Genomic DNA, 13,141 nt, shown 5'->3' on the forward strand with positions numbered 1-13,141 from the left:
TGTTACACTTGGAACTTCGGCTCCCGTTTTTCTAAAAAGGCACGGATTCCTTCTTGGTGATCCTTGGTCCTTCTCATTTTCTCTTGGGCGTTGCGTTCAAGAGAAAGCACCTTTTTTAGTTCTTCAAGCTGGAGGCTCTGAAAGATGGCTTTCGTTTCGATCATCGCCAAAAGAGGTGAGGCCAAAAGGGTTTCGATAAAGGGCCTCGCGCCTTCCGCAGGGTCTCCGGCAAATGTCCCGTCAAGGAGGCCCATATCGGCGGCTTCCGCGGCGGAAAGCTTTTTCCCGGTCCAAATCAGCTTTTTCGCTTTCGCCTCTCCAATTCTTTTCTTCAGCAAATAATGCCCTCCGCCGTCCGGAACAAGCCCAATGCCGATAAAATTCATCGCGAGAACAGCGTTTTTTTCTGCGAGCACAATGTCAGCGCACAGTGCCAAACTCAGGCCCAGTCCCGCAGCAGCACCGTGAATAGCAGCAATTGTCACTTTCTTCATTTGATATAATGTCAAAGTGACAGCCTCAATCGTATCAATCAGCTGCTTAAATTGATCAGGGTCATGCTCTGACGTCATCATCCGGATGTCTCCGCCGGCCGAAAAGCCTTTCCCGGTTCCTCTCAGGAGAACGATAAGCGCCTCGCTTGCAGCCGCCTTATCAACCGCCTCCTTCAGTTCAGACAGCATCTGTTCATTCAGGGCGTGATGGGCATCAGGGCGATTCAGGATAATCTCGGCAACGGCTCCATTCCGTTCATATTGAATAAATTCCATATGAAGCACCTCCATGTATGCGCTTGCTTTTTTCTTTCTTCTATACATTCCCCGCCATCCTCAAATAAACCTTTTTATTTTTCAAGGTCAATAGATACTGAAAAATGCATATTGTTTGAATGAAAACATAAAGTTTTATATAGTGAAAAAGAAGGGATTATCAGGATGAGAAAGGGGGAAAGGAACATGGATAAATTGCTGATCAGTTTTCTGTTAAGTTTATTTATGGTGTACTTTCCCCCTTCGGACGTGGTTCTGCCTTCCCAGCTTGAAGCAAGCACTGACAGCTATGTGCCTATGTCCTCATATCCGCAGGAAACACAAACGGCCAAAACACCGTCGCCGGGCAGCATGTACCCGGCAGAGCTGATCAAAGAGTACACCCCGCTGGCGCAGTCTGTCAGGCAGCTGTCTGTCAAACCTCTTGACGAACCGCTGATAAACAGGTTGGAAAAGGTTTGTGCCGTCCCTGTCAAATACCAGTCTAATTACCTCCGAATATAAATATTCTTGTTTTTAACTTACCCCATTTAGCCAACACTACATTCGGAGGGATTTTCATTGAATATTAAAGAAAACGATCTGCCGGGCATCGGCAAAAAATTTGAAATCGAAACGAGAAGTCACGAAAAAATGACGATTATCATTCATGATGACGGAAGAAGAGAAATTTACCGGTTTAATGACCAGGACCCCGATGAGCTTCTTTCCAATATCTCATTGGATGATTCTGAAGCAAGGCAAATTGCCGCTATTTTAGGTGGCATGGTCTATAAACCGCAAGCGCTGGAATCCATCGAAATGGCCTTCAGCGATCTCATTATTGAATGGTTTAAGGTCGAAAAAGGCGCCAAATCAATCGGGCGCACACTCGGGGAGCTTGATGTCCGCCAAAACTACGATGTCACTGTGATTGCCATCATCAAACACAGCCAGGAAAAGCTTTTAAATCCCGGAGCCGATTCGGTTATTGAAGAAAATGACACACTTGTCCTCTCAGGTGAAAGAAAGCATCTGAAGAAACTGATTCATGATTTTCTTTCTGGAGAGGGCGTGTGAACGGCCGATGGATCATCTTGTATTTGAAGTCGGGACTGCGCTTGTTCTTGTGGCGATTGCCAGTGTAATCGCCAACAAAATTAAATTTTCGATTATTCCATTTCTGATTGTGCTTGGAATGCTGCTTGGACCGCACGCGCCGAAAGTGGGGATTATTGACCTTACGTTTATAGAAAGCAGTGAAATCATCGAGTTTTTCGGGCGGATGGGCGTGCTGTTCCTCCTTTTCTATCTCGGACTCGAATTCTCCGTAGGAAAATTAATCAAATCCGGAAAATCAATTGCAATTGGCGGAACGATTTATATCTTGATTAATTTCAGCCTCGGGCTGCTTTATGGGTTTATCACCGGGTTTTCCTTTCTAGAAGTCCTCGTCCTCGCAGGCGTCATCACAATCTCGTCAAGTGCGATTGTCGCAAAAGTGCTCGTCGATTTAAAAAGAACGGCCAATCCGGAAACCGAGCTGATTCTCGGCATCATTATGTTTGAGGATATTTTCCTTGCCGTGTATTTGTCCGTTGTTTCCGGCCTTGTGTTAGGTGATGCGACATCAGTCGGGAGTGCGCTCTTGTCCATTTTGATCGCTTTCGGTTATATGCTGCTGTTTTTTATCGCAGCCAGAAAGCTCCCGCCGCTCTTGAATAAGCTGTTGGACATTCGCTCAAATGAAGTGTTTATTATCGTCATTTTCGCCGCACTCTTTTTTATCGCCGGGTTTTCAGAGACGATCCATGTAGCGGAAGCGATTGGCGCGCTGCTGCTCGGTTTGGTTTTTTCAGAAACAGAGCATTCCGATAGGATTGAGCACCTTGTCGTTCCGTTTCGCGACTTCTTCGGCGCGATGTTCTTTTTCAGCTTCGGCCTCAGCATTGACCCGTTTTCGCTCGGTGAAGCGGTTTGGCTTGCGCTGGGAGCAGTGATTCTGACCATTCTCGGAAACTTTATCGCCGGGATGGTTGCTGGACGACGCGCAGGGCTTTCCCATAAGGCTTCATCGAATATCGGACTGACGATCGTATCACGGGGAGAGTTTTCGATTATCGTTGCGAATCTCGGGATAGCCGGCGGCCTGTCAGCCACTTTAAAGCCGTTTGCCGCATTATATGTCCTCATTCTGGCGATTTTAGGACCGCTTTTAACAAAGGAATCAAAACGAATTTACCGCTTACTGAACAAGGTATTTAAATGGAAGCCTGATGTTCAGCCTGCAAGAAAACAGGGATAAAAAAAAGCAGCACTGTGATCAGTGCTGCTTTGTCGTTCTCTCAAAAATCTGCTCTAAATATTTGATTTTTTCGTCCGTGTAGTGCTCAAAGCGCTCATTGTACGATTTCGGATCTTTCGGATTGGCAAAGTGCGTAATTTTCCCTGTATCACGGTCTATAAATTTGCTTGCTGCGCCGCAGCCGATGCCGATAATCGTCTGCACCTCTTCCATAATCATGATGTTGTAGATGCTTTCTTGTCCCGGCAAAGAGTATCCGACGTTTTCAAGGTTTCCAAGAATATTTTTCTGGCGGTATAAATAATAAGGCACGTACCCATGCTCTTTCGTCCAGGCTACCGCGTCATCCATCATTTGAGAAACCTCTTCCCTGCCGGCGACTTTGTACTTATGCTTGTTTCTCGTCATTTCTGAGGCCCGTTTAAAGGAAAGAGTATGAACCGTAAGGGATTCCGGCATCAGTTTTTCCGTTTCTGAAAGGCTGTGTCTGAACTCCTTCACGCCTTCCCCGGGCAAACCGATAATCAGATCCATGTTAATATTATTCATGCCGTGCTGGCGTGACAGATGATATTTCTCAATGGTCTCTTCAACTGTATGATGCCGTCCGATCGCCTTCAGCGTTTCGTTTTCATAGGATTGCGGATTGATGCTGATCCGGTCAATGTCATATTTGTTTAAAACGGCGAGTTTTTCTTCCGTAATCGTGTCAGGGCGGCCGGCCTCTACCGTAATCTCGCGAATGTTTTTCACATCAGGGAAGGAGCGGACCATTTCTTCATACAGCAGATCCATTTCCTCCGCTGTAATGCTTGTCGGCGTCCCGCCGCCAAAGTAAATGGTTGTAACCTTCACATCATGCGCCTTCAGCCATTCGCCGATTTTCTGCATTTCATAATGCAGCCCCCATAAGAATGAGCCGACTCTGCCCGCCTGCCCTTGGATGGCGTACGCAGGGAATGTGCAATACGCGCATTTTGTCGGACAGAACGGAATGCCGATATAAATACTGACTTCATCCTTTACTTGATACAAATCCGGCACTGCCGCCAGCTGCCGGTCAACAATTTCCTGCATTAACCCGATTTTCTCATCATGAATTAAATAGTCCTTTTTCAATTCAGCATGTGCCTGCTCCTGCGGCATTCCGCTTTGCAGCTTTTTATGAAGCAGCTTTGTCGGCCGGATTCCTGTCAGGATTCCCCACTTTTGCGTGATGCCCGTATGCGCTTGAAGAAGATTGAGATACACATAAGAAATCGTGTTTTTCACTTGCTTAAAAGCTTCTTTTTCATTCATGCCGGGAGAAAAAGATTTTGTATGCTGTTCCGTTATGCCAGTTCCCTTCACTTCTCCCGAAACCGTCACATGCTCATCCGTTTGTGAACAGTCTAAAGAAATGACAACATCTGCGGGCTCCCCTCCGCCGTACACAAGCTCGCACTCTTCATAAAACAAATTTGCAATATTTTGCAGAGGCCGATGCAGGCGGTCATCATGTATGCCTTCTATTTTAATTTGCAACTTCATCACCTAATTTATCAGATTCAAAACTTTCTTTAGTGTACAGAAATAAACCGTTAAAATCAATCCGGCAAAAAAGCCGCCGCACCTGTCAGGGCGCGAGCGGCTTTTTTACACACGTTTCATGTGGAACTTATCAAGAAATCCTTTTCGCTGCTGCATCCGGAAATATTCCTTCATCATGTAAGCAACACCCTGCTCGTCATTGGACCTTGTGACCCAATCGGCCTTTCTCTTAATCTCCGGAGCGGCGTTCCCCATCGCTACCCCAAGACCGGCAAGTTCAATCATTGGGAGATCGTCATACTGATGTCCGATGGCCACGACATCATCCATGGTCAGGCCCAGCTCTGAAGCGACGAGGGCCAGACCCGCTTCCTTCGAGACACCTTTCGGGACGATATTCAGCTTCTCATCGTTTACGCGAATAACATCAACCGCAGAGAAAGCTTTCGTAATCGTTTCTGTAATGTCATGCTGAATGTCGTGCTCCGTGTACACCTCGATGACAGGTGCGCTCACTGGCTCATCCATGAGAAGATCACTTAATGATTCAACAAACTGGACTGGATAAAAGATCGGATCAGACGGGTGAATGAGTGCTTTCCCTAATAAATTTGAATTCACCTTTTTCTTGTTTCCGATCGAATACTTCTCGTGAAGAAGCCGAATATTGCATTGATAGCTCTCCAGCACTTGAACAATATTAAAGGTGTGATCGTCAGAGATTCTTTTTTCAAACAACGGGGCGTCTATTTTCTCAGCGATGTATGCCCCGCTATGAGTGATCAGCTTGGCATCAAGTTTCAGCGATTTTGCTATTTTCTGTGCTGAACGAAAATGACGGTTGGTTACGAGTGTGACATAAATCCCTTTTTTCTTAACATATTCGATCGCGTCTTTCGTTGCCTGATGAATCTTTCCGTTCGACCGAAGAAGCGCTCCATCTATATTTAAGGCAAGCAATTGTTTTGACACAGAGATGTCCCCCTCCTTGATGACTGTACTTGTGTATAGAATATGACCCTGTCTCTGTGTTTAGAACAACCTTTTCTGCAAAGCAAAAAAAGCCTGGCTCAGCAGACTTTATGTTTTTGGCATTATGATAGGATACGATCGAAGCAGCCATTCTCCCTAATATCGTTATTTCGATTTACGAAAAATCATGTATCAGGAACCCCTTGTTTGACCAATGATGCGCTCCGAACACTTACTCTCTGTTGCTTATCCCCTCTATATAACGGCATGATATGCGACCGTATCCAATTGAAATCAGGTAAGTGTAGGCGCTTTCAATGCCATTATCTCAGTTTTTCTTGCTGATGACAAGGGTTTTTTTAACTAAAAAAAGTATCCAAATGATGTATACTAAGGTAGGATTGGTTGTTAATTTTTGGAATGTATCGCTTGATTCAGAACATACATTCCCATAAAATATAAATAATAAATGAAAGAGCGGTGATCAGGTGGCTGACTTAAAAGAAATATACAATGAAAAACTGATATCTCAATTGATACACCATATAAAGGCATCTTGTCCTGATTTTAACCAAGACAGATTCGAGGAACAATTGCTGCAGGAAGACTGGCCTGAACTCGCTTTAAAAGAGCGGATGCGCCGCATAATAGCTTCCTTATACGAAACACTGCCAAAACATTACGATGAAGCGCTCACAATTTTACGGGATGCAGCCCCTCATTTTAAAGGACTAAGCGGAATTCTATTCCCTGATTATGTAGAACAGTACGGGTTAGCGCATTGGGAAGAATCAATAAAGGCATTGGAATACTTTACGCAATATTCAACCTCAGAATTTGCTGTGAGGCCTTTTTTGCTTTTAGATCAAGAAAAAATGATTGCACAATTGCTTAATTGGTCCGAGCATGAAAATGAACACGTGAGAAGACTTGCGAGCGAAGGAAGCAGGCCACGCCTGCCATGGGGAAAATCGATACCCGCTTTAAAATCAGACCCTTCCCCCGTTCTGCCGATCCTTGAGAAGCTGATGCAGGACAAGTCCTTGTATGTAAGGAAAAGCGTGGCCAACAACCTTAATGATATATCAAAAACGCATCCTCATTTGCTGAGAAAAGTCGCAGATCAATGGTACGGAACACATCCCTATTCCGATTGGATCATCAAACACGCCTATCGGACCTTATTAAAAAAGGGTGATAAACAGGCCTTATCGCTTTTTGGTTATGAAAATGCTGATTCAATACAATTACATGATTTAACATGTCAATCAAGCCATATAGCCATTGGCGAAAGCCTTGAATTTTCTTTCTATATTCATTCAGACAGGGATCAAAAAGTAAGAATTGAGTACGCAATTGATTTTGTAAAAGCAAGAGGTCAGCGTCATCAAAAAGTATTTAAAATAACAGAAACAAATATTAGAAAAAACGAAACTAAGCCGTACACAAGAATTCAATCCTTTAAGGATCTAACTACCAGAAAACATTACAAAGGAATTCATACATTATCAGTGATCATCAATGGAGAGGTAAAAGATTCATTGGATTTCCAAGTTTGCTGAAAGAATAAAAAATCCCTTCTTTTCCAAGAAGGGATTTTGCTGTTTAGCCTTCGACACTGCCGTAAAGCTCTTCTAAAGGCTTCATAATAATTTTGTTCAATTCACCGATCAGCACGCTCATGCGCTGCTCCGCTTCCATCAGCTGAGAAATTTTTTCGTGCTGCTGTACAAGCGCAACTGTTTTTTGAGCCTGCGTCACTTCTTCTTGTGTAATTTCTTCTCCTGCCATTTGTTTTTGCTGGAGTCTAAGCTGCACATCACGGAAGTTTTCGAACATGCGCTTCGCTGATTCATCTGCGTTTACTTCATCGTACAGGTTTTTTAAACGGGTGAACTCTTCGCTCCCGCGTAATGCTTTTTCCAGATCATACGCTACATCATAAAAATTAACAGCCATTGTGAATAGCTCCTTTCATCATTGCCGTTTGACATACCACTCCACTATAACAGACTATGGAGCTGCTTTCATTAATCAAGAACCATTTCTTCTTAAAAAAGGATGACAAACAATGCTTGAATCGCACCTATGATTCCGCCGAGAAGGCCTCCCAAATAGGTAATCATTTTAAATTCTTTTTTTGAAATGGATAGCACCATTTCTTCAAGACGCTGCACCGGGAACTGATCCACCTGCTCCTTGACGATTTCCTCAAGGCGCATCCGTTTTAAAACACTTTCAAGATTGGCCGAAATCCCTTCAAGCAATTTGTCTAACAGTGCTGGCAGCATTTGCTGGGTCAGCTCAGATTCATAGCGCACGGTAAGCGTGCCAATCGTATTGTCAAAGAAAGGAGCAGTCGAGAATGTTTGCAGCACTCTTCGTTTCAGGCTGAAAATGAGCGCTTTGGCATTCCATTTTTCGTCTGCCTCATAAAACGTGTACTCCCTCAGCTTGCCCCATTCATTTTGCAAGAGATCAGAAAGCAGTTTATTTGTTTCCTCATTCCGCAAAAACTTCAGCAGCTCCGGCAGCACGCGGTCCGCGAGGCTTGTATTGCCTAAAAACATTTGCACCATGCTTCCAAGCATGCCGCGCTCTTTTAAAAAGTCATCAATCATATTGCCGAGACGGATTTTCCCTTCATCACTTTCAAAATAACTGACACTTCGTGACAATATATATCCTGAAATCATCGGGATCTTTTCCTCAAGCTTTTCCTGCACTTCCAAAGGCACCAGCTCTTTTAACGATTGGTGCTCGTATTGGCGGAAAAGCTCATTCAGCTTATCATCGGTCCAGTTGCTGATCCATGCGTCTGCCGCTTCATCAGGACGCTTTACCCCGGCATTTTCAAGTGCTTCTTTTACTGTCATTTCAGAAAGTGACAGCTTTTGAATCAGCTGTTCCCCGACTTGAAGAGCCTGCGTTTTGGCTGTATCAGAGACGAGCCGCTTTTTAATGCCCTCAGGGGTTAAGAGATGATTCACTACCATCAGTCCCATTTGTTTTGCAAGTTCATCCCGTCTTCTCGGAATCAGCCCGGGCGTGAAAGGAACTCGTTTCCCAAACAAATAGTACGCTTTATATGGCCTAAATAGCATTTGAATTGCTAAATGATTGGTCACCGCTCCAATGGCAGCGCCGATCACGATCATAAAAATAAAGGTTCCTGCAATACCCATTCCTATTCATCTTCCTCCATCTGTGCTTCAGCTTTTTTTCATATAGATGTTGTACCTATTCGTATTATAGATGCTGATGCAATCACATAGCAAATGAGGAGACAAATTCCTGTTGTCAGAAAATCAGCTTGTTCTTTTGGAATAGGGCAAGGTGGAGAATCGTATTCTGTAAAGTAGAATACCGTCAGCTGCGTTCGTCTTACACGTATTTAGCGTAAAGCTGCTGACACCCGCCGGCAGCTTTTGAATAAAAGGGGGAGTCTCACCATGATAACACTTGGTTTTATGTCCTTATCCCGCCAGCATGAAGCGGACTATTCCGCAGCGTTGGCCAAAAGAGCACCCGAATTTGGCATACGTTTCATCCGGTTTACACCGTTTGATATTTTACCTGACACCTTGCGTGTCAAAGCATCGGTCTATCATTCGGCCAGCAGCACATGGAACGAAACTGAAATGGCGATTCCAGATTATATTTATGACCGCTGTTTTTACGGCAAGGATTCACAATCCCAAAAAGCAAAACCGATCGTTGAGTGGCTCAAAAAATATCCGAAAACGGAATTCATCGGGCTGGGTCTTCCCGATAAGTGGACCGTTCTTCATGATCTGCAGCAGCACGCTGTGATCAACCCCTATATTCCGGAAACGATGAAGGTGAGCCGCTATGAACAAATCCACTCCTTCTTAACCAAAGAAAAAGCCTGCATCTTAAAACCGGCGTTCGGCGCAGGAGGCAGAGGCGTGATTCTTTTGGAGCTGGGTAAGAAAAACATAACCGCTACTTATCACATCGGAAAGGATAAGCAGACAAAAACCTTTTCCAACCAAACTTCTTTCAAAACATGGTGCAAAAAAGTGCTTCAGCATCAATATTTGCTTCAGCCTTATTTAAATATTCAAGATAAGGAGCAATACCCGTGTGATATCCGCCTCTTCATGGAAAAAAACGAAGCAGGTGAATGGAATACAGTCGGAAAGGCAGTGAGACGCGGATACAAACACGGGCTTTTGGCCAATTTGTCAGGCGGATCTGATGCGTTGACATTCGATTCATGGTTTGAAGATATACCGAAAAAACAGCAAGTGGTCTTACTTGATGACGTGTTCTCGATTACTCAGTCGGTTCCGTATTACCTTGACGAACGCTACGGGCCGCTGTTTGAACTCGGCCTCGATATATGCCTTGCGAAGGACGGGAGAATTTGGATCCTAGATATCAATTCCAAACCGGGCAGGAAATCAATCCTGCGTGTCTCTCCCGAGCAAAAAGAACAACTGTATACCTGTCCCCTTAAGCGCTGCCAATATTTGTTTTCTGAGCAAAGCCAGAAAGGAGTTCTTCCGCGTGAATCGTAAACGGTTTTTGATCGGCATAGACAAAACCAGTGAAAATACCCTGTTTCTCCCCTCTTCCATGAAGCGAGACGGACTTTTGCATGCCGCATTCGGGACGAAGGTTGTCAGATGCCACGTTTCTTACAGACGGCATCTAGAACAAACCGTGCTTCTCTCTGAAAATCTGTTTCATGAGCTGTTGCTTCCCCACCGAAGCAGGGCTGACATCCTGATTCATGATCATACGGTGCATATCGGGCCGTTAATCGGCATCTTTACGGCAGGTTTTACCGTATCTCTTGAGCGCCCTTTTAAGGATCGTTCCCTCTTTTTTTCTAAGCTTGTTACGTTACACGAGCAAGCAGGAGGCTACTGCTTCGTTTTCGGCGCACACCAAATCAATTGGGAGGAGGGTACGATTGAAGGGCTCCTATACAGAGAAAACGGCTGGGAGAAAAAAATCGTCCCGCTGCCGAACGTCGTTTATGACCGTTTGCCAAACAGAAAAATTGAAGATTCGCTTCTCTTGCAACATACAAAGAAACGGCTGATTGATGAATATCAAATCCCATGGTTTAATAAAACATTTTTTAATAAATGGAGCGTTCATCAATTGCTCGAAAAAGATCCGAGAACCGCCCCTTTTTTGCCGAAATCCGAGCTGACACCATCTGTGGAGAAAATTGCAGAACTCTGTGATGCATACAAAAAAGTTTATGTCAAACCGGCAAACGGAGCACTTGGCACTGGGATATATCAGCTGACAAAAACAGACGATGGCCTGACAGTGAAACATACAAACGACGCCAAAACGTTTTCTTCAATCGATTATTCCGATGCCGCCGCATTTCTGGCAGAATTTCAAAAACAGCACGATCCGTCTGACTTTCTCATTCAGCAAGGTGTCGATCTGATCAAATTTCAAGGCAAACCAGCGGATTTTCGTGTCCATACCAATAAAAACAGAAAAGGGAAATGGACTGTGACAGCAATAGCCGTAAAAATTTCCGGAGAAAACAGCATTACAACACATCTTTCTAATGGCGGAACTGTAAAAACACTTGCAGAAGTATACGATGATCCTGCTGAAAGAATTAAGGTCATTAAAAAGCTTTCTGCTGCGGCACTGACGGCAAGCCATGTGCTTCACGATCATATTGAGGGGTTTATCGGGGAGATTGGCTTCGATTTTGGCATTGATCAGAACGGTAAAGTATGGATGTTTGAAGCGAATTCACGTCCGGGCCGCAGTATTTTTTCTCATCCGAATTTGTATCATGTTGATTCTCTGACAAAACGAAGAAGCTTTGAATACGCCTCCTATCTATCCGAGAAGGCGATCACCTCCCATGAAGCGCTGTGGCCTTCGTAATCTGTCCGCTTTTTTTATTAAAGCGGGCCTATCTTTATCTAGAGCTGGGACAAACTGTATCCCAAAGACCTCTTCAATGATGTTCTGAAACAGTGATACAATGAACATAATTCGTTCGTATCCAGGTCAATTGACATCAATTTTAAGGAGCGTGGCCGTAATGATTTCTCATTTCAGCTGGAAACCTTTGTTCCAAAAAGAAAAGCTGCCCGGATGGAGAATTTCGTTTTATTATAAAGGGACCCATTATGAAGGCATCTATCATAAAAGCGGTGAGATTGAATGGGGAAATTTGTTTCCCGCCCGCGCTGACGAGCCTGCTCTTAAAAACGAGATACATGAACTGATGCTTTTTCATATTTATGACTAGCTTAGCCTGAACGGCTAAGCTTTTTTTTATGTCTTCTCAAGATTTACCACTCAATTCTCCGCATGAGTTTCCGGCCATTTTAACATAATACTAGTAACAAGCCGGCAAGCATTGGGTTACGCCGAGACGGCAGTGATACCCGAGACGGGTCCACAGACTGGTGCAACTCCAGTTAACCCAACCATACTAAACAAAAAGGAGATTTTACACATGGCTAACCAAAACTCTTCAAATGACTTACTAGTTCCTGGCGCAGCTCAGGCTATCGATCAAATGAAACTTGAAATCGCTTCTGAATTCGGCGTTAACCTTGGAGCGGATACAACTTCCCGCGCTAACGGTTCTGTCGGAGGAGAAATCACAAAACGTTTAGTATCTTTCGCTCAGCAGCAAATGGGCGGCAGAGTACAATAACAACTCAATATATGGCTATGAGGGCGCGGTTTCCGCGCTCTCTTTATATTTGTCACCCTTTTTTCCTGATCCACATATCCTAGAAAAAAAGGGAGGGAATAAGGGTGTCATTCATCGCCGTTGTGAATTGGGAACTGGTTCAGTTCGTAAGTATATCCATGATTCATGAATATGTTTCCCATCGTTCTGTCTATTTGTACAGGTATTCTTTCCCGCGCTGTTCAAATTGAGAACATCCTTTTATAATGAGGGCGAGGAGGTTTTTTGATGAAAATCGCTTTATTTGGAGCCAGTGGCCGCGTCGGACAAGCTTTTTTAAAACAAGCTGCCGCAGATGAACAATTTGACATTTATGCTCTGGTCAGATCTCAACCTACTGAGCTTCCCCTTCCAAAAGACCGAATCGTTATGGGGAACGCACGCTGCCGGGAAGATGTGAAAAAAGTTATGAAGGATGCTGAAATCGTGATCAGCTGTCTCGGTACAGATGGTGATGATACCCTGTCAGCAGCTTTGACACACATTCTCGACATTATGCTGGAACAGCATATCAAAAGGCTGATTACAATCGGCACTGCAGGCATTCTTGATTCCCGATATGAACCGGGAAAATACCGGTTTGAAACAAATGAATCAAAACGAAAGCTGACCCGCGCAGCCAAGGAGCATGCAAAAGTATACGAAATGCTAAAAGAATCATCTTTAGACTGGACCATCATCTGCCCCACTTACCTCCCGGACGGAACAGCCACCGGCGTTTATCGTGCGGAGCGTGACGTTTTGCCGGAGGGCGGTTCAAGCATTACGGTCGGTGATACTGCTGATTTTCTCTATCGTGAGCTCGTTACAGGAGAGTATGTCGGATACCGTGCCGGACTGGCTTATTAAGTACATATAAAAAACCCA

Annotated in this window: 15 protein-coding genes; 10 read left to right on the forward strand and 5 right to left on the reverse strand. The window is 44.4% G+C overall.

Going from position 1 to position 13,141, the window contains the following annotated elements; all coding sequences use genetic code 11:
• Positions 1-2 precede the first annotated feature (2 nt).
• The gene (locus KHQ79_RS15085; RefSeq protein ID WP_225515973.1) at positions 3-770 is read right to left on the reverse strand and encodes an enoyl-CoA hydratase; all 768 of its coding nucleotides are present in this window, start codon (positions 768-770) and stop codon (positions 3-5) included.
• Between the two features lie 165 nt (positions 771-935).
• Between KHQ79_RS15085 and KHQ79_RS15090 the strand changes: the two genes are divergently transcribed.
• Genes KHQ79_RS15090 through khtU form a run of 3 tightly spaced genes read left to right on the forward strand, consistent with a single transcriptional unit; the run spans position 936 to position 3,054 of the window.
• Positions 936-1,274, forward strand: a complete 339-nt coding sequence (locus KHQ79_RS15090) for a hypothetical protein (protein ID WP_119913621.1) — start codon at positions 936-938, stop codon at positions 1,272-1,274.
• Between the two features lie 57 nt (positions 1,275-1,331).
• Positions 1,332-1,829 (forward strand): K(+)/H(+) antiporter subunit KhtT, encoded by a 498-nt coding sequence (khtT, locus tag KHQ79_RS15095; RefSeq protein ID WP_060398283.1) that lies wholly within the window; start codon positions 1,332-1,334, stop codon positions 1,827-1,829.
• A gap of 7 nt (positions 1,830-1,836) precedes the next feature.
• Positions 1,837-3,054 (forward strand): K(+)/H(+) antiporter subunit KhtU, encoded by a 1,218-nt coding sequence (gene khtU / locus KHQ79_RS15100; protein ID WP_003239517.1) that lies wholly within the window; start codon positions 1,837-1,839, stop codon positions 3,052-3,054.
• Between the two features lie 18 nt (positions 3,055-3,072).
• On the opposite strand, the gene KHQ79_RS15105 is transcribed toward khtU, so the two are convergent.
• Positions 3,073-4,578, reverse strand: a complete 1,506-nt coding sequence (locus KHQ79_RS15105) for a coproporphyrinogen III oxidase (protein ID WP_003239518.1) — start codon at positions 4,576-4,578, stop codon at positions 3,073-3,075.
• 111 nt (positions 4,579-4,689) lie between these two features.
• A complete protein-coding gene (locus KHQ79_RS15110) occupies positions 4,690-5,556 on the reverse strand; it encodes a Cof-type HAD-IIB family hydrolase (protein WP_003239519.1) in 867 nt (288 codons plus the stop codon).
• Between the two features lie 488 nt (positions 5,557-6,044).
• Here KHQ79_RS15110 and KHQ79_RS15115 point away from each other — a divergent pair, with 488 nt between their 5' ends.
• Positions 6,045-7,118, forward strand: coding sequence for a DNA alkylation repair protein (locus tag KHQ79_RS15115; protein ID WP_225515868.1), 1,074 nt, complete (start codon positions 6,045-6,047; stop codon positions 7,116-7,118).
• A 43-nt stretch (positions 7,119-7,161) separates the two neighbouring features.
• Here KHQ79_RS15115 and KHQ79_RS15120 read toward each other — a convergent pair whose 3' ends face one another.
• Positions 7,162-7,515, reverse strand: a complete 354-nt coding sequence (locus tag KHQ79_RS15120; RefSeq protein WP_003239521.1) for a YlbF/YmcA family competence regulator — start codon at positions 7,513-7,515, stop codon at positions 7,162-7,164.
• A gap of 92 nt (positions 7,516-7,607) precedes the next feature.
• Positions 7,608-8,741 carry a DUF445 domain-containing protein gene (locus KHQ79_RS15125; protein WP_084991735.1) on the reverse strand — a complete coding sequence of 378 codons (1,134 nt, stop codon included), beginning with the start codon at positions 8,739-8,741 and terminating at the stop codon, positions 7,608-7,610.
• Between the two features lie 267 nt (positions 8,742-9,008).
• Here KHQ79_RS15125 and spaC point away from each other — a divergent pair, with 267 nt between their 5' ends.
• From spaC to KHQ79_RS15155, 6 genes are all read left to right on the forward strand, one after another.
• The gene (spaC, locus tag KHQ79_RS15130) at positions 9,009-10,100 is read left to right on the forward strand and encodes a spore coat associated protein SpaC (protein WP_225515870.1); all 1,092 of its coding nucleotides are present in this window, start codon (positions 9,009-9,011) and stop codon (positions 10,098-10,100) included.
• Positions 10,090-11,451: a spore coat associated protein YheD gene (gene yheD, locus KHQ79_RS15135; RefSeq protein WP_225515872.1), complete on the forward strand. Its 1,362-nt coding sequence runs from the start codon at positions 10,090-10,092 to the stop codon at positions 11,449-11,451. The genes spaC and yheD overlap by 11 nt, the downstream gene beginning before the upstream one ends.
• A gap of 151 nt (positions 11,452-11,602) precedes the next feature.
• Complete coding sequence (locus KHQ79_RS15140; RefSeq protein WP_080010759.1) at positions 11,603-11,821, forward strand: YheE family protein; 219 nt, start codon at positions 11,603-11,605, stop codon at positions 11,819-11,821.
• Positions 11,822-12,031: 210 nt separating this feature from the next.
• Positions 12,032-12,235: a beta type acid-soluble spore protein SspB gene (sspB, locus tag KHQ79_RS15145; protein WP_003233287.1), complete on the forward strand. Its 204-nt coding sequence runs from the start codon at positions 12,032-12,034 to the stop codon at positions 12,233-12,235.
• A 104-nt stretch (positions 12,236-12,339) separates the two neighbouring features.
• Positions 12,340-12,465 (forward strand): hypothetical protein, encoded by a 126-nt coding sequence (locus KHQ79_RS15150; protein WP_080010758.1) that lies wholly within the window; start codon positions 12,340-12,342, stop codon positions 12,463-12,465.
• Between the two features lie 37 nt (positions 12,466-12,502).
• Positions 12,503-13,123, forward strand: coding sequence for an NAD(P)-dependent oxidoreductase (locus KHQ79_RS15155; RefSeq protein WP_003239526.1), 621 nt, complete (start codon positions 12,503-12,505; stop codon positions 13,121-13,123).
• Positions 13,124-13,141: the final 18 nt, after the last annotated feature.

The sequence above is a fragment of the Bacillus sp. TSO22 genome (assembly GCF_020223595.1).
In the GTDB taxonomy this organism is placed as follows: Bacteria; Bacillota; Bacilli; order Bacillales; family Bacillaceae; genus Bacillus; species Bacillus inaquosorum.